The organism is Agromyces sp. GXQ0307 (assembly GCF_044769845.1).
Lineage (GTDB): Bacteria > Actinomycetota > Actinomycetes > Actinomycetales > Microbacteriaceae > Agromyces.
Window position 1 is genome coordinate 926,875 of the sequence record NZ_JBIZVY010000002.1, and the last position, 26,791, is coordinate 953,665.

The 26,791-nt window shown below is 73.5% G+C and carries 23 protein-coding genes; 18 read left to right on the forward strand and 5 right to left on the reverse strand.

The window, feature by feature from the left end; genetic code table 11:
- The first annotated feature begins 5 nt into the window (after positions 1–5).
- The 12 genes from ACIQH8_RS09630 (at position 6) to ACIQH8_RS09685 (ending at position 13,932) form a co-directional block, all read left to right on the forward strand.
- Positions 6–560 (forward strand): hypothetical protein, encoded by a 555-nt coding sequence (locus ACIQH8_RS09630; RefSeq protein ID WP_400997644.1) that lies wholly within the window; start codon positions 6–8, stop codon positions 558–560.
- A 116-nt stretch (positions 561–676) separates the two neighbouring features.
- Positions 677–2,590, forward strand: coding sequence for a substrate-binding domain-containing protein (locus tag ACIQH8_RS09635; RefSeq protein WP_400997647.1), 1,914 nt, complete (start codon positions 677–679; stop codon positions 2,588–2,590).
- A gap of 53 nt (positions 2,591–2,643) precedes the next feature.
- Complete coding sequence (locus tag ACIQH8_RS09640) at positions 2,644–3,384, forward strand: sirohydrochlorin chelatase (RefSeq protein ID WP_400997650.1); 741 nt, start codon at positions 2,644–2,646, stop codon at positions 3,382–3,384.
- A 199-nt stretch (positions 3,385–3,583) separates the two neighbouring features.
- The gene (locus tag ACIQH8_RS09645; RefSeq protein ID WP_400997909.1) at positions 3,584–5,347 is read left to right on the forward strand and encodes a nitrite/sulfite reductase; all 1,764 of its coding nucleotides are present in this window, start codon (positions 3,584–3,586) and stop codon (positions 5,345–5,347) included.
- Positions 5,344–6,105, forward strand: coding sequence for a phosphoadenylyl-sulfate reductase (locus ACIQH8_RS09650; protein ID WP_400997653.1), 762 nt, complete (start codon positions 5,344–5,346; stop codon positions 6,103–6,105). The genes ACIQH8_RS09645 and ACIQH8_RS09650 overlap by 4 nt, the downstream gene beginning before the upstream one ends.
- Positions 6,102–7,121: a sulfate adenylyltransferase subunit CysD gene (cysD, locus tag ACIQH8_RS09655; RefSeq protein WP_400997656.1), complete on the forward strand. Its 1,020-nt coding sequence runs from the start codon at positions 6,102–6,104 to the stop codon at positions 7,119–7,121. Before ACIQH8_RS09650 ends, cysD begins: the two co-directional genes overlap by 4 nt.
- A complete protein-coding gene (locus tag ACIQH8_RS09660; protein ID WP_400997659.1) occupies positions 7,121–8,563 on the forward strand; it encodes a sulfate adenylyltransferase subunit 1 in 1,443 nt (480 codons plus the stop codon). Before cysD ends, ACIQH8_RS09660 begins: the two co-directional genes overlap by 1 nt.
- Entirely contained in the window at positions 8,560–9,666 is a 1,107-nt protein-coding gene (locus ACIQH8_RS09665; RefSeq protein WP_400997662.1) for an ABC transporter substrate-binding protein, read from the forward strand. Before ACIQH8_RS09660 ends, ACIQH8_RS09665 begins: the two co-directional genes overlap by 4 nt.
- Complete coding sequence (locus tag ACIQH8_RS09670; protein WP_400997665.1) at positions 9,663–10,412, forward strand: ABC transporter ATP-binding protein; 750 nt, start codon at positions 9,663–9,665, stop codon at positions 10,410–10,412. Before ACIQH8_RS09665 ends, ACIQH8_RS09670 begins: the two co-directional genes overlap by 4 nt.
- A 157-nt stretch (positions 10,413–10,569) precedes the next feature.
- Positions 10,570–11,499: an ABC transporter permease gene (locus ACIQH8_RS09675; protein ID WP_400997911.1), complete on the forward strand. Its 930-nt coding sequence runs from the start codon at positions 10,570–10,572 to the stop codon at positions 11,497–11,499.
- The gene (gene cobA / locus ACIQH8_RS09680) at positions 11,496–12,458 is read left to right on the forward strand and encodes a uroporphyrinogen-III C-methyltransferase (RefSeq protein ID WP_400997668.1); all 963 of its coding nucleotides are present in this window, start codon (positions 11,496–11,498) and stop codon (positions 12,456–12,458) included. The genes ACIQH8_RS09675 and cobA overlap by 4 nt, the downstream gene beginning before the upstream one ends.
- 49 nt (positions 12,459–12,507) lie before the next feature.
- Positions 12,508–13,932 (forward strand): FAD-dependent oxidoreductase, encoded by a 1,425-nt coding sequence (locus ACIQH8_RS09685; RefSeq protein ID WP_400997671.1) that lies wholly within the window; start codon positions 12,508–12,510, stop codon positions 13,930–13,932.
- Positions 13,933–14,279: 347 nt separating this feature from the next.
- Here ACIQH8_RS09685 and ACIQH8_RS09690 read toward each other — a convergent pair whose 3' ends face one another.
- The gene (locus ACIQH8_RS09690; RefSeq protein ID WP_400997674.1) at positions 14,280–14,942 is read right to left on the reverse strand and encodes a TetR/AcrR family transcriptional regulator; all 663 of its coding nucleotides are present in this window, start codon (positions 14,940–14,942) and stop codon (positions 14,280–14,282) included.
- A 71-nt stretch (positions 14,943–15,013) separates the two neighbouring features.
- Between ACIQH8_RS09690 and ACIQH8_RS09695 the strand changes: the two genes are divergently transcribed.
- On the forward strand, positions 15,014–15,961 hold the full coding sequence (locus ACIQH8_RS09695) for an alpha/beta fold hydrolase (protein WP_400997677.1): 948 nt from the start codon (positions 15,014–15,016) through the stop codon (positions 15,959–15,961).
- Here ACIQH8_RS09695 and ACIQH8_RS09700 read toward each other — a convergent pair.
- Both ACIQH8_RS09700 and ACIQH8_RS09705 read right to left on the reverse strand, forming a co-directional pair.
- Positions 15,931–17,097, reverse strand: a complete 1,167-nt coding sequence (locus ACIQH8_RS09700) for a glycosyltransferase (RefSeq protein WP_400997680.1) — start codon at positions 17,095–17,097, stop codon at positions 15,931–15,933. The two genes, ACIQH8_RS09695 and ACIQH8_RS09700, sit on opposite strands and share 31 nt — an antisense overlap.
- Entirely contained in the window at positions 17,094–17,849 is a 756-nt protein-coding gene (locus ACIQH8_RS09705) for a hypothetical protein (protein WP_400997683.1), read from the reverse strand. The genes ACIQH8_RS09700 and ACIQH8_RS09705 overlap by 4 nt, the downstream gene beginning before the upstream one ends.
- Before the next feature lie 79 nt (positions 17,850–17,928).
- Here ACIQH8_RS09705 and ACIQH8_RS09710 point away from each other — a divergent pair, with 79 nt between their 5' ends.
- Genes ACIQH8_RS09710 through ACIQH8_RS09730 form a run of 5 tightly spaced genes read left to right on the forward strand, consistent with a single transcriptional unit; the run spans position 17,929 to position 24,557 of the window.
- The gene (locus ACIQH8_RS09710; RefSeq protein ID WP_400997686.1) at positions 17,929–20,010 is read left to right on the forward strand and encodes a glycosyltransferase; all 2,082 of its coding nucleotides are present in this window, start codon (positions 17,929–17,931) and stop codon (positions 20,008–20,010) included.
- On the forward strand, positions 20,007–21,224 hold the full coding sequence (locus tag ACIQH8_RS09715) for a glycosyltransferase family 4 protein (protein WP_400997689.1): 1,218 nt from the start codon (positions 20,007–20,009) through the stop codon (positions 21,222–21,224). The genes ACIQH8_RS09710 and ACIQH8_RS09715 overlap by 4 nt, the downstream gene beginning before the upstream one ends.
- A complete protein-coding gene (locus tag ACIQH8_RS09720; protein ID WP_400997692.1) occupies positions 21,221–22,387 on the forward strand; it encodes a glycosyltransferase family 4 protein in 1,167 nt (388 codons plus the stop codon). Before ACIQH8_RS09715 ends, ACIQH8_RS09720 begins: the two co-directional genes overlap by 4 nt.
- Entirely contained in the window at positions 22,384–23,427 is a 1,044-nt protein-coding gene (locus ACIQH8_RS09725) for a glycosyltransferase family 4 protein (RefSeq protein WP_400997695.1), read from the forward strand. The genes ACIQH8_RS09720 and ACIQH8_RS09725 overlap by 4 nt, the downstream gene beginning before the upstream one ends.
- On the forward strand, positions 23,424–24,557 hold the full coding sequence (locus ACIQH8_RS09730; protein WP_400997698.1) for a glycosyltransferase: 1,134 nt from the start codon (positions 23,424–23,426) through the stop codon (positions 24,555–24,557). Before ACIQH8_RS09725 ends, ACIQH8_RS09730 begins: the two co-directional genes overlap by 4 nt.
- Before the next feature lie 33 nt (positions 24,558–24,590).
- On the opposite strand, the gene ACIQH8_RS09735 is transcribed toward ACIQH8_RS09730, so the two are convergent.
- Both ACIQH8_RS09735 and ACIQH8_RS09740 read right to left on the reverse strand, forming a co-directional pair.
- The gene (locus ACIQH8_RS09735; protein WP_400997701.1) at positions 24,591–25,769 is read right to left on the reverse strand and encodes a glycosyltransferase family 4 protein; all 1,179 of its coding nucleotides are present in this window, start codon (positions 25,767–25,769) and stop codon (positions 24,591–24,593) included.
- Between the two features lie 94 nt (positions 25,770–25,863).
- Positions 25,864–26,454, reverse strand: a complete 591-nt coding sequence (locus ACIQH8_RS09740) for a hypothetical protein (protein WP_400997704.1) — start codon at positions 26,452–26,454, stop codon at positions 25,864–25,866.
- Between the last annotated feature and the right edge of the window lie 337 nt (positions 26,455–26,791).

Genomic DNA, 26,791 nt, shown 5'->3' on the forward strand with positions numbered 1-26,791 from the left:
GAGACGTGACGACCACCATCAGGCAGAAGCAGGCCCGCAGGCGGCGCGGCCGGGCGATCGCCTACGCGGTGGTGGCGGTCGCCTGGGCGCTCGCCGTCTGGCTCAGCGCCGTGCTCGCCCCGCCCGACTGGCTGCATGGCGCCGCCCTCTTCGTCCACCTCGCGGCGCTCGTGGTCGGACTCGGCGCCGTGCTCATGATCGAGTGGCACGCGCTGCTCTGGGCGACCGGGTGGAGCACCGTACGCGAACTGCGCCAGGCCGACCGCACCATGATCCTGCCGGTCTGGGTCGGCCTCGCCGGCCTGCTCGCAAGCGGTGCGCTGCTCGAACCCGACCTGACCTCGACCACCACGCAGGTCAAGCTCGTCGCCGTGCTCGTGCTGAGCCTCAACGGCGTCGCCCTCACGAAGTGGACCTCCGACCTGGCGAGGCTCCCGGCGCGGACGACGTTCCGTGCGCTCCCGCGGCGCGCGAGGTTCGGGTTCGTCGCGAGCGCGGTGGTCTCGCAGGCGGCATGGTGGACCGCCGTGCTCATCGGGCTGCTCAACGCCACCGGGTGACACGTCCTGGGCCGTGCGGCGGGTGCGGGCGGCCCCGGTGGGGACGTTCCCTGCGAGGTCGCAGGCTGCTGAGCTAGGCTCACGATCGAGCCCAGCCGTCCCCGACTGGAGGAACGATGACCGACGCACCGAGCCACCCTCCGGCCCGACGCGATCGAAGTCAACTGCGCGAGGAGCGCCGTCGACGGCGTCGGCGCGGCATCCAGTTGGCCGTGGCGGGCGGCATCGCCGCCGTCCTCCTCATCGGTGGAGCCGTCACCGCGATGGTCCTGGCGAACCAGGGCGCCACGACTGCGGCGCCCAGCGACGCGCCGGAACCCGAGCCCATCGTCTTCCCCGACGACGAACCCGCCGCCGAGCCCGGCGCCGAGCCCTGCACGACGCTACCGGTGCTGTCGTCGTTCGAGAACGCCGAGATGGTCCAGCGGCTTGCCGAGGGGTACAACGCCGAGCCGCGCGACGTCGACGGGTCGTGCGTCACGGTCGTCGCCTCGAAGGACAAGTCGGGCATCGCCGCCGAGGAGGCCGCCGTCGGGTTCTCCGAGGTCGCCGAGGACGAGCGGCCGGTCATGTGGATCCCCGACGCCCGGTCGTGGCTGGGCGTGGCGCGCGAGGCCGGCGGTGGAGCGAACGTGCCCGAGGAGGGCACGAGCGTCGGGTCATCCGACATCGTGCTCGCCATGCCCGAGCCCCTCGCGGCCGCGATCGGCTGGGACGAGGAGCCGCCGACCTGGGCCGAGGTCTTCGAGACCGCCGACGACGACCAGGTCTGGACCGACCTCGACCATCCCGAGTGGGGCGGGTTCAAGCTCGGCAAGACGAGCCCCGTCATCGCCAGTTCGGGCGAGGCCGCGATGCTCGCCTCGTACGGCGCGGCGGCGGGGTCGGTCGCCGACCTCACAGCCGACGACATCGCCGACGACGAGATCACCGACGAGGTCAAGCAGCACGAGCTCGCCACGAGCCACTACATGGCCACGCCCGAGCACTTCCTCTGGCACGCCCGGCAGTCCGCCGACGAGGGCGGGTCCGCGGCCGACTTCCTCTCGGCCGTGATCGTCGACGAGAAGTCCGTCTGGGACTACAACCGCGGCATCACGAGCCGCGACGGCGTCACGCGGATCGAGAGCGACGCGCCCGCCGAGCCCCTCGTCCCGATCTACCCGAGCGACGGCTACTACATCGCCGACAACCCGGCCGTGGTGCTCACCGGTGCGTGGGTCGACGAGGCCGAGGCCGCCGCCGCGGAGGACTTCCTGCGCTTCGCCGGCACGAAGGAGGGTCAGGCGATCGTCCGGGAGACCGGCTACCGCGACCTGAACGGCGAGCTCGACACCGAGGTCCACGAGGTCGGCGCGCTCGCCGAGACCTCCGACGCCGGCCTCGACTTCCCCGAACCGCAGGTCGTCGTGGCGATGCACGAGGCGTTCCCCGACGTCCGCAAGCGTGCCAACGTGCTCTTCCTCCTCGACGTCTCCGGGTCGATGGGCGACCCGATCGAGACCGGAGAGACGAAGCTCGAGGCCGCGAAGCAGGCCGTCGAGCTCTCGCTCGACCACTTCTCCGACGGCGACGGGGTCGGCCTCGCGGCGTTCTCCGAGGTCGACGCGCAGGCGCTCGCACCCGGCGAGGTGAGCGCGGTCGCCGACATCGCCGACACCCGCGACCGGTTCGAATCCGCGCTCGCGACGCTGAAGCCGATCGAGTGGACGCCGCTCTACGAGGCGGTCGACACCTTCGCCAAGCGGCAGGCCGACGGCTGGGACCCCGACCGGATCAACGCGATCGTGCTGCTCAGCGACGGCCGCAACGAGACCGAGGCGCCGAGCACCTCGGCGCAGCAGATGCTCGACACCCTCGAGGAACTGCACCACTCGACCCCGGTGCTCGTCTTCACCCTCGCGTACGGGGCCGACGCCGACGTGAAGACGCTGCAGTCGATCTCGAGCGCCACCGGCGCCCACTACTACGACGCGACCGATCCGACGGAGGTCGACGAGGTCCTCGGCGACCTCGTCACGAGCTTCTGACGCCCCGTGACGCCGGCCTGCGCCCTGCCCGGCCGATTTGCGACGATGGGCGGATGAACGCGCGACCTCCCGCCCTCGTCGGCATCTCCCACGGGACGTCCTCGCCCGAGGGGCGACGGGCGGTGCGCGGGCTGCACGACGCCGTCGCCGAGGCGATGGGGCAGCGGCATCCGGATGCCACGCCGAGCGTCCGCCTCGGACACGTCGACGTCGAACAGCCCGATGTGCCGGCGACGCTCGCGACGCTCGCCGACGGCGAGCCGGCCGTGGTGGTCCCGCTGCTGCTCTCGGCGGGCTACCACGTGTACGTCGACCTCACCGAGGCGGTCGCGGAGGAGACGACGCGACGGGTCGTGCTCTCGGGCGCCCTCGGCCCGGACGACCGGCTCGCGGCCGTGCTCCTGCGCCGCCTCCGCGAGGCGGGGCTCCGCGACGACGACCGGATCGTGCTGGCGGTCGCCGGTTCGAGCGACCGGCGGGCGGTCGACGACTGCGTCGAGCAGGCGCGGCGGCTCGCCGCGGCCTCCGGGCGCGACGTGACGGTCGGGTTCCTGTCGGCGGCCGAGCCGCGCCTGCCCGAGGCGATCGCAACGGCGCGGGCCGCGGGGGGCGCCACGGCGCGCGTCGTCGTGGCGAACTACCTGCTGGCCCCCGGCTACTTCGACGACCTCGCACGCGCGGCGGGGGCGGAGGTCACCGCCGCACCCCTGCTCGTCCCCGACGGGCCCGCGCCGCGGGAGCTCGTCGACATCGTGGTCGAGCGCTACGCGGCATCCGCTCGCGACCTCGCCTGACGCGCCGCGTCTCCTCGGGACGGAGCCGTGCGGACGCAGGATCCTCCCTCGCCGCGTGACCGTCTGCGACGGCGTGTGACGCCGTGCGACACGGGGTGACCGCGCGTGACGGGGCCGGGTTCCGGCATCCACCGGACCCCCGTACCTTCGTCGGCACGTGCCCCGAACGGGGCGCGGGACGAGAGGGGACATCGTGACGATCGAGACGACGGATGCCGCGACGCGCGCACCGCGCAGCGAGCGCGCCGAGCGTCCCGCCCGCGCGGACGGGCCGGCTCGCGACATCCGCCCGCCCCGCCCCTCGGCGAAGCCGAACGGGCAGTGGAAGGTCGACGGCACCGCACCGCTCAACGCCAACGAGGAGTGGAAGCAGGTCGACGGGGGCCTCAGCGTGCGCGAGCGCATCGAGCGGATCTACGCCGACGGCGGCTTCGCCTCGATCGACCCGACCGATCTGCACGGGCGGTTCCGCTGGTGGGGCCTGTACACGCAGCGCAAGCCCGGCATCGACGGCGGCCGCACGGCGACGCTCGAGCCGCACGAGCTCGAAGACGAGTTCTTCATGCTGCGCGTCCGGATCGACGGCGGGCAGCTCACGACCGAGCAGCTGCGGGTCATCGGCGGCATCTCGACCGAGTTCGGTCGCGACACGGCCGACCTGACGGACCGCCAGAACATCCAGCTGCACTGGATCCGCGTCGAGGATGTTCCCGAGATCTGGCGCCGCCTCGAGGCCGTCGGCCTCGGCACGACCGAGGCGTGCGGCGACGTGCCCCGTGTCATCCTCGGCTCGCCCGTCGCGGGCATCGCCGCCGACGAGCTCATCGACCCGACCCCGCAGATCGATGAGATCACGTCGCGGTTCATCGGCGACGAGTCGCTCGCGAACCTGCCGCGCAAGTTCAAGTCGGCCATCACCGGCCACCCGTCGCAGGATGTCGTGCACGAGATCAACGACGTCGCGTTCGTCGCGGTCGAGCATCCGACGCTCGGCGTCGGCTACGACCTGTGGGTCGGCGGCGGCCTCTCCACGGCGCCGCGGCTCGCCGAACGGCTCGGCGTGTTCGTCGCGCCGTCGCAGGTGGCCGACGCGTGGCACGGCGTCGCGCAGATCTTCCGCGACTACGGCTACCGGCGGCTCCGTAACAAGGCGCGGCTGAAGTTCCTGCTCGCCGACTGGGGCGTGGAAAGGTTCCGGAAGGTGCTCGAGACCGAGTACCTCGGGGTCGCCCTCCCGGACGGCCCGGCCGCGCCCACGCCCGTGACGACCGGCGACCACGTGGGCGCGCACCGGCAGAAGGACGGCCGGTTCTACATCGGCGCGACGCCGATCGTCGGCCGCGTCTCGGGCCCGACGCTGACGAAGCTCGCCGACCTCGTCGAGACGCACGGGTCGACCCGTCTGCGCACGACACCGCACCAGAAGATCGTCGTCCTCGACATCCCCGAGGACCGCGTCGAGTCGCTCATCGCGGGCCTCGACGAGCTCGGACTCCAGGCGCGGCCGAGCCTGATCCGGCGCGGCACGATCGCATGCACGGGCATCGAGTTCTGCAAGCTCGCGATCGTCGAGACCAAGGCGTACGCCACGGCGGCCGTGCTCGACCTCGAGGAGCGGCTCGCCGCGTTCGACCTGCCGCACCCGATCAGCCTGCACGTCAACGGGTGCCCCAATTCGTGCGCCCGCATCCAGACCGCCGACATCGGGCTGAAGGGCCAGCTCGTCACCATCGACGGCGAGCAGGTGCCCGGCTACCAGGTGCACCTCGGCGGCGGACTCGCGTCGCAGGACCGCGACGAGGCCGGACTCGGCCGCACGGTGCGCGGGCTCAAGGTCACGGCCGACGGCATCGCCGACTACGTCTCGCGCGTGGTCACGCGGTTCCTCGACGAGCGCGACGCCGCGGCCTCCGAGACCTTCGCCGAGTGGGCGCACCGCGCCGACGAGGAGGCTCTCCGATGAGCGCGCAGAACATCGGGGCATCCGCCCCCGCACCCGCGATCGGGCGTCGCTCGCCCGACGAGCTCCGCGCCCTGGCCGGGGCCGGGAACGCCGCGCTCGGCAGCCTGACCGACCATGAGGCATCCCCCGCCGAGGTCGTCGCCTGGGTCGCCGAGAACTTCACGACGGATGCCGCGGCCGTCGCGTGCTCGATGGCGGACGCCGCGCTCCCGCACCTCGTCGCGCAGCACCTCCCCGGCGTGGACGTGCTCTTCCTCGACACCGGGTACCACTTCACGGAGACGTACGCGACACGTGACGAGGTCGCGCGTCGGCTCGACGTGCGGATCGTCGATGTGCTGCCGGAGCAGACCGTCGCCGAGCAGGACGCCGAGTTCGGCGCCGAGCTGTTCGCGCGCGACCCCGGCCTGTGCTGCGCACGTCGCAAGGTCGAGCCGCTGCAGCGCGCGCTCGGCGGCGGGTACGAGGTGTGGTTCACGGGCGTGCGCCGCGACGAGGCGCCGACGCGCGCGCTCACCCCGCTCGTCGCCTACGACGAACGGAACGGGCTCGTGAAGGTCAACCCCGTCGCGGCATGGAGCTTCGACGACCTGCTCGACTACGCCGGCGCGAACCAGGTGCCCGTGAACCTCCTGATGTCGCACGGCTACCCCTCGATCGGCTGCGAGCCGTGCACAAAGCCCGTCGCGGCGGGCGAGGACCCGAGGTCGGGACGCTGGGCCGGCCTCGCCAAGACGGAATGCGGGTTGCACCTATGACCGAGAACCTGACGACGACGAATGCCGACACCGCCGGTGGTCGAGTGGCACCGAAGGCGCGTATCGAGACCGCCTCCGTGCGCGGTCTCGATACGGGCGCTGACGCGTCCTACTCGACCAGCGGAGGCCTCGACGCGCTGGATGTCCTCGAGGCCGAGGCGATCCATGTCATCCGCGAGGTCGTCGCCGAGTTCGAGCGTCCCGTGCTGCTCTTCTCGGGCGGCAAGGACTCGGTCGTCGTGCTCCACCTGGCGACGAAGGCGTTCTGGCCCGGGAAGGTGCCGTTCCCCGTGCTGCACGTCGACACCGGGCACAACTTCCCCGAGGTGCTGCGCTTCCGCGACGAGACCGTCGCGCGCCTCGGCATCCGCCTCGACGTCGCCTCCGTGCAGGACTACCTCGACGACGGTCGCCTGCAGGAGCGAGCGGATGGCACTCGCAACCCGCTGCAGACCCAGCCGCTCCTCGACGCGATCGCCGCGGGCCGGCACGACGCCGTCTTCGGCGGCGCCCGCCGCGACGAGGACAAGGCGCGCGCGAAGGAGCGCATCATCTCGCTGCGCGACGAGTTCGGCCAGTGGGACCCGCGCAACCAGCGCCCCGAGCTCTGGACGCTCTACAACGGCCGCCACAGCGTCGGCCAGCACGTGCGGGCCTTCCCGATCTCGAACTGGACCGAACTCGACGTCTGGCGCTACATCGAGCGCGAGGGCATCGCTCTGCCGCCGCTGTACTTCGCGCACCAGCGCGACGTGTATGCGCGAGACGGCATGTGGCTCGCCGTGAGCGACGTCTCGGCACCTCGTGCGGGCGAGACGGTCGAGCGCCGCACGGTCCGCTACCGCACGGTCGGCGACCTCAGCTGCACCGGCGCGGTCCTGTCGGATGCCGCGACGCTCCCGGACATCGTGCGCGAGGTCGCGGCATCCACCCTCACCGAACGCGGCGCGACGCGCGCCGACGACCGCCTCTCGGAGGCGGCCATGGAGGACCGCAAGAAGGACGGGTACTTCTGATGAGCGAGCACATCGGTGGTCGAGTAGCGAGCGCCAGCGAGCGTATCGAGACCTCCCCGACGCAACCGGGTCTCGATACGGGCGCTGACGCGTCCTACTCGACCACCAGGGGCCTGTTCCGCTTCGCGACCGCCGGGTCCGTCGACGACGGCAAGTCGACGCTCGTCGGGCGCCTGCTGCACGACTCGAAGGCGATCCTCGCCGACACGCTCGAGTCGGTCGCGCGCACGAGCGCCGAGCGCGGTTTCGGCGGCGAGCCCGGCGCGATCGACTTCGCATTGCTCACCGACGGGCTGCGCGCCGAGCGCGAGCAGGGCATCACGATCGACGTCGCCTACCGCTACTTCTCGACGGGGCGCCGGTCGTTCATCCTCGCCGACTGCCCCGGCCACGTGCAGTACACGCGCAACATGGTCACCGGTTCAGCGACGGCCGATGCGGTCGTCGTGCTCGTCGACGTGCGCAACGGCGTGCTCGAGCAGACCCGCCGTCACCTCGCGGTCGTGCAACTGCTGCGCGTGCCGCACGTGATCGTCGCGGTGAACAAGATCGACCTGGTCGGCTACGACCGCGCGGCATTCGAGGCCGTGTCGGCGGATGTCGCCGCGCTCGCGCGCGACCTCGGCATCGCCGACGCCCACGTGATCCCCGTCTCGGCGCTCGCGGGCGACAACGTCGTCGAGCGCTCGGCGAACACGTCCTGGTACGACGGGCCGTCGCTGCTCGAACTGCTCGAGGAGCTGAGCACGATCGACGAGCTCGAGACCGACCTCGAGGCATTGCGCCTGCCGGTGCAGCTCGTGATCCGCCCGCAGGGCGGACTGTCGCCCGAACTGACCGCCGGTGGTCGAGTAGGACCGCAGGACCGCATCGAGACCCCGGCGGAGGACTTCCGCGACCACCGCGCGTTCGCGGGGCGCATCGAGTCGGGCACCGTGCAGGTCGGCGACCCGGTCGAGGTGTTCCCCGCCGGTGTCCGCACGACGGTCACGGGAATCCGCCGCGGGTCCGAGGCGCTCGCCGCGGCATCCGCCCCGCTCTCGATCGCGCTCGAGCTCGCGGACCCCGTCGACGCCGCGCGCGGCGCGGTGATCGCCGCCGCGGGGTCGCTGCCCGCACCTCGTCGCGAGCTCGACGCCGACGTGTTCCAGCTCGACGGCCGCCCGCTCACGACCGGGGCGCGCGTGCTCGTCAAGCACGGCACGACGACCGTGCAGGCGATCGTCACCGACATCCGCGGCCGCCTCGACCTCGGCACGCTCGAGACGACGCCCACCACGGCGCTCGCGACGAACGACATCGGACTGGTCCGGCTGCGGCTCGCAGCCGACCTCGCGGCGCTGCCGTACGCCGCGCACCGCCGGGCGGGCGCGTTCCTCGTCATCCACCCGCAGGACGGCGCGACGCTCGCCGCCGGCATCGTCGTGGAGGCTCCGGCGTGACGCGCCGCGGGCTCGGTGCACAGCTCGGCGAACTCGTCGCCGGCGTCGCGGTCGCCGCGGCGATCGTCATCGTGCCCGTGGTGATCGGCTCGGTCGGGCGCGCAGCGGCCGAGGGGCCGGCTGCGACCGGGGCGACGGATACCGCGGCGCTCCGCCTCGGCTACTTCGCCAACGTCACGCACCTGCCCGCCCTCGTCGGGCTCGAGACCGGGATCCTGGCCGACGAGCTCGGGGCGACCGCGCTCGAGCCGCAACCGTTCAACGCCGGCCCGGCCGCCGTCGAGGCGCTGAGCGCCGGCGCGATCGACGCCGCGTACCTCGGGCCGAGCCCGGCGATCAACAGCTACGTGCAGTCGGGCGGCACGTCCCTCCGCGTCGTCGCGGGCGCGGTCGGCGGCGGTGCCGCGCTCGTCGTGCGCGAGGGCATCGACGACGCCGACGACCTCCGCGGTGCGACGCTCGCGACGCCGCAGCTCGGCAATACACAGGATGTCGCGCTCCGCACCTGGCTCGCCGACCACGGCCTCGAGACCTCGCCGACGGGCGGCGGCGACGTCGACATCGTCCCGACCGACAACGCGCGAACGCTCCAGCTCTTCCGGACCGGCGCGCTCGACGGCGCGTGGCTGCCCGAGCCGTGGGCGTCGCGGCTCGTGCTCGAGGCCGACGCCGAGGTGCTCGTCGATGAGGCGTCGCTCTGGACCGAGGGCGAGTTCCCGACGACGCTGCTCGTCGTGCGCACCGAGTTCCTCGAGGCGCACCCCGACGCGGTCGCGGCGCTCGTGGCCGGCCACGCGGCATCCGTCGACTTCATCGCGGCGCACACCGACGAGGTGCCCGCGCTCGTGAACGCGAGGTTGGCGGATGACGCGGGCGCACCGCTGCCCGACGCGGTGCTCGAGCGCGCGCTCGCGCACGTCGCGCCGACGGTCGACCCGTTCGCGGCGACGCTGCCGGTGCTGCAGCGGAACGCCGTCGCGGCGGGCACGGCGGCCGGCGGCGACCTCGCCGGCATCCTCGACCTCGGCCCGCTCGACGCGGTTCGCGACGCCGCCGGCCTCCCGCCGATCGACGGCGCCGGACTCGACGGGGGCACGCGATGACGCGGGCACCCGCCATCCGTCTCACCGGCGTCGGCAAGCAGTACGCGGCCGACGGCCCGGTCGTGCTCGACGGCATCGACCTCGCGGTCGCGCCGGGCGAGTTCGCGTGCCTGCTCGGCGCGTCGGGCTGCGGCAAGTCGACGCTGCTCGGCCTCATCGCCGGGCTCGAGCAGCCGACGACCGGCACGATCGACGTCGACGGCCGTGCGGCCGTGATGTTCCAGGAGGCGTCGCTCCTACCGTGGCTCAGCGCGCGTCGCAACGTCGAGCTCGCGCTGCGGTTCGGCGATGCCTGCCTCGCGCGCCCGGCGCGCCGCGCCCGCGCACTCGAACTGCTCGACCTCGTGCACCTCGCGGATGCCGCGGAGAAGCGGCCGCACGAGCTCTCGGGCGGCATGCGGCAGCGCGTCGCGCTCGCGCGCGCCCTCGCGCAGGACCGGTCGGTGCTGCTCATGGACGAGCCGTTCGCCGCGCTCGACGCGATCACGCGCGACCTGCTGCACGAGGAGCTCGAGCGGGTCTGGCGCGAGACGGGCCGCACGATCGTGTTCGTCACGCACAACGTGCGCGAGGCTGCGCGGCTCGGGCAGCGGGTGCTGCTCATGTCGAGCCGTCCCGGACGCATCGTGAACGAGTGGCGCATCGCCGACGACGGTCCGCGCCGCATCGAGTCGCCGACCGTCTCCGAGCTCTCGGTCGAGATCACCGAGCACCTGCGAAGGGAGATTCGCCGCAATGCCGCATGACACCGACCTGCTGAACCAGCACGGTGCTCCCGCGCCGGCCCAGCCCACCTCCTCCGCCGCAGCCCAGCCCACCTCTCCCGCCGCAGCCCAGCCCACCTCTCCCGCCGAGATGCCACTTCCGCACCGTTCGGACTCCGAGAACCCGGCACACGTGGCGATTCGATCGGCCGGCGCGGGGGCCAGCGCGGCGGCGGGCGCGGGCGCGGGGGCCGGCGCGGGGGCGGGCGCGGACGACCTGCGCACGCTCGAGGCCGGGCTCGACCGGCTGCAGACGACCGCCGTGCGCCGCACGCCGTGGTGGCGCCGCGCGATCGACGGCGTGCTGCCGCCCGTGCTGCTCCTCGCGGTGCTCGTCGCCGCGTGGCAGGCGTACACGGTCATCGCCGAGCCCCGCCCCGACCTCGCGCCGGGCCCGCTCGACGTCGCCGCCGCGCTCGGAGGGGCGTGGGAGGACGGCCGCCTGCAGCTCGCCGTCGCGACGAGCCTCGAGCGCGGCGTCCTCGGCTTCCTCATCGCGGTCGCCGTCGGCACGCCGCTCGGCCTGCTGCTCGCCGAGTGGGCGCCGCTCCGGCGCGCGCTCGGGCCGCTCATCTCGGGCCTGCAGGTGCTGCCGTCGGTCGCGTGGGTGCCCGCCGCGATCCTCTGGTTCGGGCTCTCGGATGCCACGGTGTACTTCGTCGTGCTCATGGGCGCGATCCCGTCGATCGTGAACGGGCTCGTCGCGGGCGTCGCGCAGGTGCCGCCGCAGCTGCGCCGCGTCGGGACCGTGCTCGGTGCGTCACGGCTCGAGCTCGCGGCATCCGTCGTGCTGCCGGCCGCGCTGCCCGGCTACGTCGCCGGGCTCAAGCAGGGGTGGGCGTTCTCGTGGCGCTCGCTCATGGCGGCCGAGATCATCGCCTTCGGCGGATCGATCGGATTCGGCGTCGGCTCACTGCTGCAGCAGGGCCGCGACCTCGCCGACCTCGCGAGCGTGCTCGGCACGATCCTCGTGATCCTCGCCATCGGCGTGGTGATCGAACTGCTCGTCTTCGCCCCGGTCGAGCGCGGGATGCTGCGCCGCCGCGGACTCACGGGAGGAACCCCATGACCGAGAACATCCCCGGTGGTCGCGTAGCGCCGCAGGCGCGTATCGAGACCGACGCGCCGGGTCTCGATACGCTCGCTGGCGCTCGCTACTCGACCACCGGCTCCGTCGCGCCGGAGGCGCGTATCGAGACCGACGCACCAGGTCTCGATACGCTCGCTGGCGCTCGCTACTCGACCACCGGAGACGACCGGACCGGATCCGTCGTGCTCGTCGGCGCGGGCCCCGGCGACGCCGGGCTGCTCACGATCCGCGGCCTCCGCACCCTCGAGGCGGCCGACGTGATCGTCGCCGACCGCCTCGGCGCCCGTTCGGTGCTCGACGGCCTCGCCGCCGAGGGCGTCGAGCTCTCCGCCGAGGTTGTCGACGTCGGCAAGCTGCCCGGCCACCACGCCGTGCCGCAGGACGCGATCAACGAGCTGCTCGTGACGCAGGCCCGCGACGGCAGGCGCGTCGTGCGGCTGAAGGGCGGCGACCCGTACGTGTTCGGCCGCGGCGGCGAGGAGCTCGCGTACTGCCGCGAGCGCGGCGTCGACGTCGAGGTCGTGCCGGGCATCACGAGCGCCGTCTCGGTGCCCGCGATCGCCGGCATCCCGCTCACGCATCGCGGGCTCGCGACGACGTTCACGGTCGTCACGGGCCACGACCAGATCCAGTCCCTCGGCGGCGGGCGCGACCACACGGTGGTGCTGCTCATGGGCGTCGGCACGCTCGCGAACTCCGCGATCACGCTCGCCCGCGGCGAGCGCGGTGCCGACTGCCCCGTCGCGATCGTGGAGGATGGATACGGCCCTCGCCAACGAGTGACGATCGGCACGCTCGGCACGATCGCTCACCAGGCGGCGGTGCGGGGCGTCCGTTCGCCCGCGGTCGTGGTGGTCGGCGACGTGGTGCGGCTGAGCCCGTACGCGCCCGCCGAGCTCGCGGCATCCGCCCTCACGGCGCCCCCGGCCCTCGACTGACCCCCTTCCCAGACCTCCCCCGCACTCCCTTTCGAAAGGCCATGCCCTCATGACCCTCAACCTCCGTGTCGCGATCGTCGGCGCCGGCCCCGCCGGCATCTACGCGGGCAACATCCTGCGCCGCCAGGTCGACGAGGCCGGCGGGCAGGTCGCGATCGACCTGTTCGAGTCGCTGCCCGCGCCGTACGGCCTGATCCGCTACGGCGTCGCGCCCGACCACCCGCGCATCAAGGGCATCGTCAACTCGCTGCACGAGATGCTCGACGAGGGCACGATCCGCCTGATCGGCAACGTCGAGGTGGGTCGGGATGTCACGGTCGACGAGCTGCGCGAACGCTACGACGCCGTCATCTTCGCGACGGGCGCCCTGAAGGACGCCGCGCTCGACATCCCCGGCATCGACCTGCCCGGCTCGTACGGCGCCGCCGACGTCGTCGCCTGGTACGACGGGCACCCGGACGTCTCGCGCGACTGGCCGCACGAGGCCGAGTCGATCGCGGTCATCGGCAACGGCAACGTCGCGCTCGATGTCGCCCGCGTGCTCGCGAAGCACCCCGCCGACCTGCTGACGACCGACATCCCGGCGAACGTGCACGCGGGCCTGCTGGCCTCGCCCGTGACCGACGTGCACGTGTTCGGCCGCCGCGGCCCGTCGCAGGTGAAGTTCACGCCCATCGAGCTGCGCGAGCTCGGCGAGGTGCCCGACGTCGACATCGTCGTCTACGACGACGACTTCGACCGTGCCGAGGGCGACGAGCACGCGGCGCACCTGCTCGCGACGAACAACCAGGTCAAGGTCATGACGCGCACCCTGAACGGATGGCGCAAGCCCGCCGACTGGGAGCCGACCGCGTCGCGTCGCCTGCACCTGCACTTCTTCCACTCGCCCGTCGAGGTGCTCGGGACCGACGCCGTGGAGGGCGTGCGGTTCGAGCGCACCCGCCCGGTCGGCGACGGCTCGGTCGCCGGCACGGGCGAGTTCGTCGACGTGCCCGTGCAGGCCGTGTACCGCGCGGTCGGCTACGCGAGCTCCCCGGTCGACGGTGTGCCGTTCGACGAATCGGCCCGCGTGATCCCGAACGACGGCGGTCGGGTGACGGATGCCTCCGGCGCCGCCGTCGCCGGCGTCTACGCGACGGGCTGGATCAAGCGCGGCCCCGTCGGACTCATCGGCCACACCAAGGGCGACGCGCTCGAGACGATCACGAACCTCGTGGCCGACGCCTCGGCCGGCCTCCTCGCGGCGCCCGGCGTGGCGCCGACGGTGGATGCGGCGGGCGGCGACGAGGTGCTCGAGTTGCTCGAGGCCCGCGGCATCCGCTTCACGACCTGGGCCGGATGGCTCGCGCTGGACGCGCACGAGCGCTCGCTCGGCGAGGCGTTCGAGGGCCCGGTCGCGCGCGAGCGCGTGAAGGTCGTGCCCCGCGACGAGCAGGTCGAGATCTCGCGCACGGATTCCCTGGTCGCCGGCTGACGCCTGCGAGGCGTCCGGCGCCCGGCGCGGGGTTCCGGCGCCCGGCACCGCGGTCCGACGCGACGCGGTCCGAGGCGACGCGCTCCGACGCGACGCGGTCCGACGCGACGCGGTCCGACGCGCTCTGCCGGGCGATCCGGCGTATGACCTTGATTCGACGCACGGCCACGAGCGTCACCGACGATGGTTTCCTGTCTGCGATGGCGGTGGAAAAGTAGCAGAGGCGACTTTTCCACCGCCTTCCCGAAGAGAAAACGGTCGGCCCCGACCTCAACGGCGCCCTGGTACGTCGGCCAGGCGGCGAAGACAGCGCCGAAGGCGGCGGCGCCGGGTCGGCTCCGGCCGAGTCAGGCGTCGGAGACGGCGGCGAAGGCGGATGGGTCGGCGCCGGCGGCGCGCAGGCGCGCGGCGATGCCGCGCCGGGCGCGCACGTAGGAGGCGTTCGTTCCGCGCATCAGCGAGTCGCGGTTCGCGAGGTCGAGCATCGCGGTGAACTCGAACGCGAGCTGGTCGGGGTCGTCGAGGGCGGGCAGATCGCCGAGCGAGCGCGCGTGCGCGAGGGATGCCGCGAGGTAGCCGCTCCAGTCGGCGAGCGCGCGCTCGATCGCGTCGCGCACGGGTCCGGGCTTCGCGTCGAAGTCGGCGGACGCCTCGGCGAAGAAGCAGCCGCCAGGGAACACCCGCTCGCGGGAGTAGGCGATCCAGCGGTCGACCAGCTCGACGACCCGGCCGAGCCCGCGGGGCAGCTCGCGGGCGGGTTCGATGACGGTCTCGACGAACCGAAGCCGCGCGGCCTCGACGGTCGCGAGCTGCAGGCGCTCCTTGCTGCCGAACAGGGTCGCCACCCCGCTCTTCGAGACGGACGCGGCCTCGGCGATGCGCCCGATCGAGACCTGGTCGAGGCCTTCGACCGAGGCGAGGTCGACGGCGGCGGCGAGCACCAGCCGTCGCGACGCGTCGCCCCGGACGCGTCGGCCGTCGGCGACCCCGATGGAAGATTCCGCGCTCACCCTCTCGATTTTACGCACGAACGTTCGTATACTCAACGCACGACCGTTCGTATTCATTGATCGGAGTCATCGTGACCACCATCGCCGAGGCCGCCACGACGGCCGTGCTCGCCGGCCGCGTCGCCGCAATCCGGGCCGCAGAACTCGTCTCCCCCGAGGCATCCGCTGCGGTCGCACTGCCGCTCTTCATGCGGGTCGGCGGGCGACTGCCCGTGCGTCCGTCCGATCGGGCGGTGCACGAGAGCGCGCGCCGGGCGACCATCCGCGTGCGGGGCCGCGACCTCGCGACCTACGAGTGGGGCAGCGGTCCCGACACGATCCTGCTGGTGCACGGATGGCGCGGTCGCGCCTCGCAGTTCGCGCCGATCGTGCGGGAGCTCCGTGCCGAGGGGTTCCGGCTGCTCGCGTTCGAGGCGCCCGCCAACGGGGCGTCGCCGGGTCGGCGCACCGACATCCACGACTGGCTGGGCGCGATCGAGGCGCTCCAGGCCCGCGAGGGGCGGTTCCACACGATCATCGGGCACTCGTTCGGCGCCATGGCAGCGCGAGCCGCCCTCAGCGACGGCATCGCAGCAGGCGGTCTCATCGCGATCGCCGGGCCCTCCCGCGCCCGCTACCTGATCGACGCCTTCGCCCGCCGCGTCGGCGTCCACCCGCGCACCGCCGATGCGCTCGCCGCGCGCTTCGCGCGCCACATCCTGCCCGAGCTCGCCGACCCGTGGCCGCGCTTCGACGGCGCCGTGAACCCCCTGCCCGACCGGATGCCGCTGCTCGTCGTCCACGACCGCTCCGACCGCGAGGTGCCCGCGAGCGAGGGCATCCGGCTGCACGACGCGCACGGCGCGCGCTCGCGCCTGGTCCTCACCGACGGCGCGGGCCACAACCGCGTGCTCGGCGCGGACGCGACGCTCGACGCGGTCACCGCGTTCGTGACCGGGGGACTCGGCTCGGTCGACCGGACCGGACTCGCCGCAGTGCCGCAGCGGTCTCAGCGGCGCGCCGCGAGCACGCGCTCGTAGACCTCGAGGTGGGCGCGGGCCACGGCGAGGTCGTCGAGCAGCCCGGGGGTCGCAGCGGCCGCGCCGGAGACGTGCGCCCGCAGTGCGGGATCGGCGTCGAGGCGGCGCAGTGCTTCGGCGAGCGCATCGACGTCGCGGGGCGGCACGAGCAGTCCGTTCACGCCGTCGGTGACCCACTCGGTCGGTCCGCCCTCGGCGGCCGCGACAACCACTCGCCCCGCGGCGAGGTACTGGAGCACGTTCTGGCCGAGCGGCTCGGGGCGGGTCGAGTACTGCACCGCGATGTCCCACCCGTCGAGGAGTCGGGGGACCTCGTCAACGTGCCCCAGCACGTCGACCTGCGCGCCCACGCCGAGTTCGTCGGCGCGACGACGCAGCGTCTCGAGGTACGCCTCGTGCCCGAAGGGCGCGCCCCCGGCGAACTGCAGGCGGATGTCGCGCCCGGCGAACGCTCGCGCGAACGCCTCGAGCAGCTCCGCCTGTCCCTTCCAGGGGTCGATGCGCGCGAGCATGCCGATGGTCCGCACCGGGGCATCCGCCCTGACCAGCAGCGCCGCGCCCACCGTGAGGCCTGACGCGCTCGGAATCGCCTCGGCGACCGCATCGCGGCGGAGGAACGGCCGCGCGGACGCGAGCGTGGCTCGCGAGTTCGCGATCACTCCGTCGGCGCGCGGCAGCACCACGCGGGTCATCAGCGCGTGCCCGGCACCGCCGAGCGCTTCGGCATCGACGAGGTCGCGCAGGTGCACGACGAACGGCGTGCGCGAGGTCCGGGCCGCGAGCGCGCCGTACGCCGCCGCCCGGGCGGTGTTCGCGTCGATGAGGTCGGCGGTCCGGAACGCGGCAGACGTCCGCACCGCGAGCGCCTGCGCCGCGAGCCGGGCACCGAACCCGAGCGCGGCGAGCGGCCCGCCCGAGCTCGCCCCGGCGGGTTGCGGAATGCCGCCGATCCGGCGCGGAACGCGCGGCGGGAGGGCGTCCCACACGTTCGGGGCGGCCGCGAGCGGCGGCGTCTGGAGCACGGCGGCCCAGCCCGGGCGGGCCTGGAGCATCCGGATGAGCGCGAGCTCGGCGCCACCAGCGGCGTCGGTGTGGTCGAGGTGCAGCACGCGCAGCCGGCGCTCCGCCGCGCTCACGAGTCGCGCCTGCCGAACCAGCGGCGGCGAGGCCGCGCGGACGACGATGCTGCGCCGCCCGAGCCGCCCGAGGCTCCCGAGCCGGCAGCGCCGGCAGCGCCGGAGTGCCCGAGCCCCTCGAAGGGGAACGCGTCGGGCGCCGAGACCGTCGCGACGATCGCCTCGACCTCCGAGGGAGGCATCCCCCATAGCGTCGCCGCGATGCTCGCGAGCGGCGGCACCTCCTCGCGCGCCATGTCGCGGTAGGCGTCGTCGTCGCGCCCCTGCGGATCGGTGATGTCGCCGTCGGCGGCGAGGCCGAGCGCACGTCGCGCGCCGAACGCCACGACGCGTTCCCTGAGCTCGTCTGCTGAAGCGGGCACCGGTGACGGCCCGAGGGCGGCCGCGATGCCGCCCGCCTCGCGGATCGTGAACGTCGACCGGAGCATCGACGGCACCATCCCGAGCACGCCGTCGCGATGCGCGACATCCGCGGTGAGCACCAGGTCGGCGGCGCGGATCGTCGCCTCGTCGATCTGCACCGCGCGGTGCGCGCGCCCGTCGGCCCCGAGGCGCTCGGCGATCGCACGCGTGCGGCGGCGCATCGGCTGGCCCACCGGGGCCGCGAGGCCGGCGCTCGTGACGACGACGCGAGCCGCGGCATCCGCCGGCAGGTACCAGCCGACCCAGGTGCGGAGGAGCGCTGCGGCGAGCGCGGACCGGTTGATATTGCCGGTGCAGACCACGAGCACCCGGAACTCGTCAGAATCCATGCGCGATCACCCCCGGCTCGCCACGACCGGGGAGCGGGGCCCCGGATAAGGTTTCTGCAAGGAGTCTAGAGGGGGTGCGGTGCGCGTACTCAGGGTCTCGCACAGTGCCGTCGTCGACGAGTGGCGAGGTCGCGAGCGTGCGCTCACCGCGCTCGGCGTCGACGTCGAGCTGTGCTGCGCCCGGCGGTGGCACGCCGGCGGGGCGCCCGTGTCGCTGCAGGCCCGCCCCGACGAGTGCGTGCGCGGCGTGCGCACGTTCGGGCGACATCCGGCGCTCTTCGTCTACGACCCGCTGCCGCTCTGGCGTGCGCTCGGCGGACGCTTCGATGTGATCGACGTGCACGAGGAGCCGTTCGCCCTCGCGACCGCCGAGATCCTGCTGCTCCGCGCGTTGCGCGGCCGCACGCGCCGCACGCCCGTGGTGCTCTACACCGCCCAGAACCTGCGGAAGCGCTACCCGATCCCGTTCCGCTGGCTCGAACGGTGGGCGCTGCGCGCCGCGTCGGGCGTGTCGGCGTGCAACTCGGAGGCGGCACGCATCGCGGAGGACAAGGGCTTCGCGGGGCGGGCGCGCGTGATCCCCCTCGGCGTCGGCCTCGAGCGGTTCAGCCCGGCGGATGGCGCGCGGCCGGCGGATGGCGCGGGGCGCGCGTCTCGCGCCGGGGCGACGGGTGCTGCGAGCGAGACGGTCGGGCAGGATGCTCCGGGGCAGGAGAGCGACGCAGGCGACCGCCCGCAGAACGTGACCGGCTCGATCACGGTGGGCTTCATCGGCCGCCTCGTGCCCGAGAAGGGCCTGCTCCTGCTGCTCGACGCGCTCGCGCGCGAGCCTCGGCTTCGCCTGCGCGTGATCGGGACCGGCCCGCTCGCGTCCGGGCTGCCCGCGCGCGCGGCATCCGTCGGCCTGAGCGACCGCGTCGAGCTCGTCGGATCGGTCGACCCGACCGACATCCCCGACGTGCTCCGCTCGTTCGACGTGCTGGCGGTGCCGTCGCTGCCGACGCCGTCGTGGACCGAGCAGTTCGGGCGGGTCGCCGTCGAGGCGATGGCGTGCGGGGTTCCGGTCGTGTCGAGCGACGCGGGCGCGCTGCCCGACGTGGTGGGCGGCGCGGGGCTGGTCGTGCCGACGGGCGACGCCGGCGCTCTCGCCGAGGCGCTCGTCGAGGCATCCGGCCCGCGAGCTACGGAGCTTCGCGACGCCGGCTTCGCCCGCGCGGCGGAGTGCAGCTGGGGCGCGGTCGGCCGCGACTACCTCGACCTGTACCGTTCGATCGTGCACGAGGCATCCGTCGCCCCCGAACCGAGCCCGACGCTCGAGGTGATCGTCGTCGCCTATGGTGCCCCCGAGCTGCTGCGCCGCGCGCTCGCGCCGGTCGCGGGGCTGCCGGTCACGGTCGTCGACAACTCCTCGCTGCCCGCGATCCGCGACCTCTGCGACGAGCTCGGCGTGCGCTACCTCGATCCCGGCCGCAACGGCGGCTTCGCCGCGGGCGTGAACCACGGCCTCGCGAACCGGATCGCGCCCGGCGCCGACGTGCTGCTGCTGAACCCCGATGCCGAGATCTCGGAGGACGACGTCGCACGGCTGCACCGCGCGCTGCGCGCGCGCCCCGACCTCGCGAGCGTCGGCCCTGCCCAGGTCGACGAGCAGGGCCACGAGGCGCGTGTCGAGTGGTGGCTGCCGTCGCCGTCGGGCTCGTGGCTCGAGGCGCTCGGCCTCGCACGGCTCCGCCGCGACCCGTCGTACGTGATCGGCTCGGTCATGCTGCTCCGTGCAGAGGCGCTCGACCAGGTCGGATGGTTCGACGAGCGCTTCTTCCTCTACGCCGAGGAGGCCGACTGGGCCTACCGCGCGCACCGGCTCGGCTGGCGGCACGAGGTCGTGCCGTCGGCGCGGGCCGTGCACGTGGGCGCCGGCACCGGCGGCGACCCGCGACGGCGCGAGGCGCACTTCCACGCGTCGCAGGAGCGGTTCCTGCGCAAGCACTTCGGCACGGCCGGCTGGCAGTCGGCGCGCGCCGGGCAGTGGCTCGGCGCGACGGTTCGCTCGGTCGTGCTCCCCGGCGAGCGGGGCCGCGCCGCACGGCGTCGGGCGGCGATCATGCGGCTCGGTCCGGTGCGGGTCGAGGCGCGGTTCCGGCAAGCGGAGGCCACGGCATGACCCGGATCGTTCAGATCGTCCCGTTCATCGGGCCCGGCACGGGCGTCGCGGGCGTCGCGTGGCACCTCGAGCAGGAACTGCGTGCGCTCGGCGCGACCGTCGAGCGGTTCACGTTCGATGACGCGCGCCGGCATCGGTCGCTGCGGTGGCCGCGCAACACGATCCTCGCCCGCATCCGCGGCGGCTGGCGCATGATCTGGTTCAGCACGGTCGGAACGCGGCGCGCGAAGCGCTTCCTCGCCGAGCGCCCGGATGCGATCTCGATCTGCCACAACAACGTCGTCGCGGGCGACGTCTACGTCAACCACGGGGTGCTGCTCGCGTCGATGCGCGCTCGCGGGCGTTCGGCCTGGCGGATCTACCGGAATCCGGTGCACCTGTTCATCTACCTCCGCGATCGCGTCCGCTATCGCGGGCACGCGCACCGCGTCGCGGTGTGCCTCTCCGAGGGCGACGCCGCAGACCTTCGCGCCACGTACGGCCCGATCGGTCCGCGCATCGAGGTGATCCCGAACGGCGTCGACCTCGACCGGTTCCGGCCGCCGAGCCCGGAGGCACGCGGGGCCGCGCGCGCCGAGTTCGGTCTCGGCAGCGAGGAGCGCGTCGGCGTCTTCGTCGGGCACGAGTTCTCGCGCAAGGGTCTCTCGTTCGCAATCCGAGGGCTTGCACATGCTCCGAGCACGCTGCTCATGGTGATCGGCGGGAACGACGACATCATCGCGGAGTCGCATGCCGAGGCGATCGAGCACGGCGTCGGCGACCGCGTCCTGTTCCTCGGGCCGCGTGCCAACCTGCCGGACCTGCTCGCCGCGTGCGACTACTTCGTCTTCCCCAGCGCCTACGAGGCGAACGCGCTGGTCGTGCTCGAGGCGCTCGCCGCCGGTCTGCCGGTCATCGCGACGCCCGTCGGCTTCGCGCCGGAGGTCATTCACGACGGCGTCAACGGCTCCCTGGTCGAACGCGACCCCGGGGCGGTGGGCGCCCGGATGGAGGAGCTCGCGACCCTCGACGACGAGGCGTTCGCGGCACTGAGCCGTGGTGCCCGGGCGTCGGCCGAACCGTTCGGTTGGCGCGCGGTGGCGCGCCGATACCTCGCGCTCGCCGAGCACCTCATCGCCGAGCGCGGCGCCGCGGGCGCACCGGCCGCACCAGGCGCAGCGCCCGATGCGCCACCCCACCCGGACACCGCATCCTCCGACCGGGCGACCGGATGACCCGCATCGTCCAGGTCGCACCGTCGATCGAGCCGGGCAGCGGCGTCGCGGGCGTCGCGTACGCGCTCGAGCAGGAGTTCCGCGCTGCGGGAGTGCCGGTCGAACGCTTCACGGCCGCCGACGCCGGTCGCACGCTCGCGCGACCGCATCGGACGACGCTGGGCCTGCACCTCTCGCGCGCGGGCAACGTGGTCTGGTTCAGCACGGTCGGCACGCGGCGCGCGAAGCGATTCCTCGCCGAGCGACCGGATGCGGTCTCGTTCACGCACAACGACGTGATGGCCGGGGACGTCTACGTCAACCACGGGCTGCTCCAGGCGGCGATGCGCGCGCGCGGGAACTACGCGTGGCGGATGGTGCGCAATCCGGTGCACCTGTTCACCGCGCTCCGCGATCGCATCAGGTACCGGGGGCGCACGCACCGGGCCGTGGTCGCCCTGACCGGCGAGGAGGCGCGCCTGCTGACCGAGGTCTACGGGCGCGTGCGGCCGCCGGTCACCGTCATCCCGAACGGCGTCGATGTCGAGCGATTCAGCCCGGGGGATGCCGCGGAGCGCGCCGCCGTCCATCGCGAGCTCGGCATCGCGGACGACGCGACGGTCGCGGTCTTCATCGGGCACGAGTTCGAGCGCAAGGGACTGCACCTCGCGATGGAGGCGCTCCGGATGGCGCCTGGCGTCGTGCTGCTCGTCGTCGGCGGCTCACCCGAGATGATCAAGAAGGCCGGCGCGCAGGCCCGCCGCGCGGGCGTCGCCGATCGCGTGGTGTTCGCCGGCGAGCGGTCCGACCCGGTGCCCCTCCTCCGGGCGTCCGACGTGCTCGTCCTGCCGAGCGCGTACGAGGCGAACGCGCTCGTGGTGCTCGAGGCGCTCGCGTGCGGCGTGCCGGTCGTCTCGACGCGCGTCGGCTTCGCTCCCGACATCGTGGTCGACGGCGAGAACGGCTTCCTCATCGAGCGGGATGCCGCGCCGCTCGGCGCACGCCTGGCCGAGCTCGACGCGCTCGACGCGATCGCCCGTGAGGCGTGGCGCTCGCGAGCACGCCTCACCGCCGAGCAGCACTCGTGGCGCGAGGTCGCGGCGCGCTACCTCGAGCTCGCGCGCTCGATCGAGGCGCAGAAGGCGTCAGGGCGCCCGACCGGCACGAGGACGGACAGCGCGTGACCGTGCCGCTGCGGATCCTGCACGCCGTCCGCTCCGACGGCTTCTCGGGCGTCGAGCAGTTCGTGCTGCGGCTCGCGCGCATCCAGGCGGCCGACGGGCACACCGTCCACGTGATCGGCGGCGACCCGCCGCGCATGCGCCCCGGCCTCGACGAGGCGGGCGTCGCGCACACGCCGGCGGCGCGCACGATCGAGGTGCTCCGCGCGGTGCGCAGGCTGGCCGACGAGGTCGACGTGGTCAACACCCACATGACGGCAGCGGATGTCGCGACCGTCGCCGCGCTCGCGACGCGCCGCCGCGCCCGTCGGCCCGCCGTCGTCGCCACCTGCCACTTCGCCAGGCCGCGCGGCCGCGTCGGCCCCGTGCCGATCGATGCGCTCGTGCGCGGCCGCATCGACGCGCAGCTCGCGATCTCCTCGGCGGTGGCCGCCGCGGTCGACGGCCAGAGCACCGTCGTCCACACCGGCATCGACCCACGGCCCGCGGGCGACCCGGACGCCCGCGAGCACATGGTCCTGATGGCCCAGCGCCTGCAGCCCGAGAAGCGCACGGATGTCGGCGTGCGTGCGTTCGCGGTATCCGGGCTCGCCGGCGACGGCTGGACGCTCGACATCGCCGGGATCGGCCCGGAGCGGGAGCCGCTCGAGCGTCTCGTCGACGAGCTCGGCATCGCGGCATCCGTGCGCTTCAGCGGGTACCGCACCGACCTCCCGGAGCTGCTGACGCGCGCCGGCATGCTGCTCGCGCCGTGCCCCGTCGAGGGCCTCGGTCTCACGCTCCTCGAGGCTATGGCGTCGGGCCTGCCACCCGTGGCGGCCGACGCGGCCGGTCACGTCGAGCTGCTCGCCGGCCTCGATGAGCGGGCTCGATTCCCCGCGGGCGATGCGGATGCCGCGGGCGAGCGGCTGCGCTCGCTCGCCGCCGACCCCGGCGCGCGTGCCGCGCTCGGCGCCGCCGCACGCGAACGCCAGCAGGCGCAGTTCTCGCTCCGCGCGCAGGCCGACGGGACCGACGCCGTCTATCGGGAGGCCCTCGGATGACCGACCTCGTCGTGCTCTCGCTCGAGCGCTGGGACCAGGTCTGGCGGCGCAACCAGCACCTCGTCGCGGGGTTGCTGCACACGGACCCGGAGCTGCGCGTGCTGTTCGTCGAGCCGGCCGCCGACCCCGTGCACGACCTCGCGTCGCGCCGGCGGCCCGGCACCGGGCAGGGCGTGACCGAGGTCGGCGACCCGGCTCCCGGGCGGCTCTGGACGTACCGACCGACCAAGTGGCTCCCGCGGCGGTTCGACGCACGCGTCGATGAGCGGCTCGCGGCCGGCGTCGTGCGCGCCGCGAGATCCCTGGGCATGGAGCATCCGCTGCTCTGGATCAACGACCCGGGCGCCGTCGAGCTCGCCGAGCGCACGGGTTGGCCGACGCTCTACGACATCACCGACGACTGGCTCGCGGCCGATCGGTCAGAGACCGAGCGCGCTCGCGCGGCCGCGACCGAGGGTCGGCTGCTCGAGTTCGCCCGCGAGGTCGTCGTCTGCTCGCCCGAACTCGCGCGCCGCAAGGGGGCGACCCGCCCCGTCACGCTCATCCCCAACGGGGTCGACGCGGCCGCCTACCGGCGGCCCGCCCCCCGGCCGGCCGACCTCCCCGCGGGCCGCACGGCGCTCTACCTGGGCACCGCGCACCCCGACCGCATCGACCTCGACCTCTGCGAGGAGACCGCGCGCGTGCTCGCCGCCGCGGGCGGGACGCTCGTGCTCGTCGGACCGAACCTGCTCGGCGAGGCCGCGACCGCGCGCCTCGAGACGGCCGGCGCGGTGCTCCTCGGCCCCCGGGCGAGCACCGACGTCGTCGGCTACCTGCAGCACGCCGACGTGCTCGTCGTGCCGCACGTCGTGACGCCGTTCACCGACAGCCTCGACCCGATCAAGCTCTACGAGTACCAGGCCGTGGGTCGGGCGGTCGTGTCGACGCCTGTGGCGGGGTTCCGGGATGTCGCGGACCCGCGCGTCACGATCGCCGAGCGCGGTGCGTTTCCAGCGGCCGTCGCGGCGGCGCTGCCGCTCGCCCGACCGTTCCCGTCCGGGGCGGACGGACGGGCCGGCGACTGGAGCGAGCGCGTGGCCGCGATGCGCGAGGTGCTCCACAGGCTCGCGAACCTCGACACCGCATGACGGGGTTACCGTCCGCGCGACGGGACGGCTCGGTCAGAGACCCTCGAGCACGCGACGCAGATTGCCCCACGCCCAGTTCCAATCGCGCGCGACCGCTCGGGCTCGAGACGCCTCTGCACGACGGGCACGTTCGGCCGGGTCCTCCAACGCCCGGAGGGCCTCGGCGAGTGCAGCGGGGTCGCCCGGCGGGACGAGGATCCCGGCCTCGCCCACGATGTCGGGCAGTCCACCGACACGCGACGACACCACCGGCAGCCCGCTCGCCATGCCCTCGCCGGCGGTGAGCGCGCCCGGTTCGTTCCACGTCGAGGGGACGACCAGAACGTCCGCCGATCGGAGCAGCTCCGGAAGGCGGTCCCGGTCGACGAACGGCTCGAAGCGCACGACCGCCGACGACTCGCGTGCAAGCCGGCGGAGCTCCTGCTCGTAGCGCGAAAGAGGCGCGTCGCGCGCGAATCCCTGGCTGCCGACGATCACCGCCTCGATGGAACCCGGCGGCAGGAGGCCGGCGGCCCGAACGAGCACATCCGGGCCCTTCTCCGGGATGACGCGACCCACGAACATGACGCGCAGCGGCCGACCCCCCGCTGGTCGCGAGTCGCCTGCCCCATACCGGGGCGCGCTCGGTCCGGAACCGGGTCGGAATCGCTCGGTGTCGATCCCGTTCCGGACGACGTGGACGCGCTCGGCGAACCCTGGCGGCAACGCCGCACGCGTTCGCTCGGCGAGTTCGTCGCCGACGCACACGACGGCGGCGACGCGCGCGAGCATCCGACTCGCTTCGCCGTGCGAGTAGGTGCGGAAGAGATGGTTGTGCGCGTACAGCACGACGTGGTGCGGGCTGTCGCGCAGCATCCAGGGAATCACGGGCGCGTTGTGCGCGAGCACGAATGCCGGCGGCTGCTCGCGAAGGGCATCGACGAGCGGAGCATAGAACGCCTCGGTGCCGTGCCGCCGGAGGCCGACGCGCCCCCGAACGAGATCCAGCGCTCGATCCCGCTTCGTCAGCCATCTCGCGCGGTCGAACTCGATGACCTCGGCGCTGTCGTACCGCGGCCGCATCGTCGCCCGATCGATGACGACAGCGTGCCGCACTGGATCGGCGTCGCGTCCGGCTGCGCCCGCGAGACCGTGCACGACGCTCGGGATCGCGGACCCGGTCCTGGGCGAGAAGTGATCGCCGGGCGTGATCGCGTGGATGACAGCCCTCAATCGATCCCTCGTCGCCTCATCAGCCGCGCGGTCTGCCGGGAACGCCGAAGGGGTGCGCTGCCAGCGGCAGCACACCCCTCACGGAGAACTCGGATCAAGCCGGGTAGAACGGCGGGTCGCAGGTCGGTGCTCCCGTCGGGAACGGGACGTTGCTCGAGCACGGCGGGAAGGATTCGACCGTGTACGACGGAATGAAGATCGGCGGGTGGTCCGTGTCGGCACAGTCGTGACCCCACGGCACCGTGATCGCCAGGTCGACCTCCTGGTTGGCGCTGTTGTCGGAGTTCGCGTAGACGATCACCTTGACGCTCTCGCCAGGATCGATGTCGGTGCAGTAGTCCGGCACGATCCCGACCACCGTGAACGGGAGGCCCGAGGAGAGGATGCTGATCGAGGGCTTGAGCACGATCGTCTTGGAGGTGTTGTTCGTGATCAGCAGCGGGATCGCGAACGCCTTCTCAGGGTCGAGTCCGGGAAGGCCCGCGAACAGGTCCTCGCACTTCTTGTTGGCGCTTGCGCCGGGAAGCTTGCACGCGGTGCCGACCTGAACGGTCGGGGGCGGGCCGGACGCGGCGTATGCGGGAGCGGGAACGGCGAGGGCGACGGCAGGAACCGACCACGCCATGGCCTTCGCGACCGTGCGTCGTGAGACGCCGGACTTCTTGGGCTCTTCGAGGTCGCTCATTGTGATCCTCCTGGATGGTTGCTGTGGTGGGACGACCCTCCGCCGGAGCTGTCGGGTCACGTTTTTGGGTGTGTCGTAGGCAGTACTGGCGTTGCAGGTACCTGCGAACAGTATCGGGTTTTCACAGCCAACTCTAGGGGTCGAGGGTTCCTCGGTCCGCCATCGGGCACCCCACCTTCGGGTGACAAACGACGCGCGGTCCGGCGCAGGTTCGGCATGCGACCGCGCTCCCACGGGGGGGACCTGGGACCACCCGCACGCGACTCGCACGGATCGCAGGCCCTGTGAGTAGATTCGAACGCATCGGCCGCTGCACTGCGGCGGAGCGATCCACACC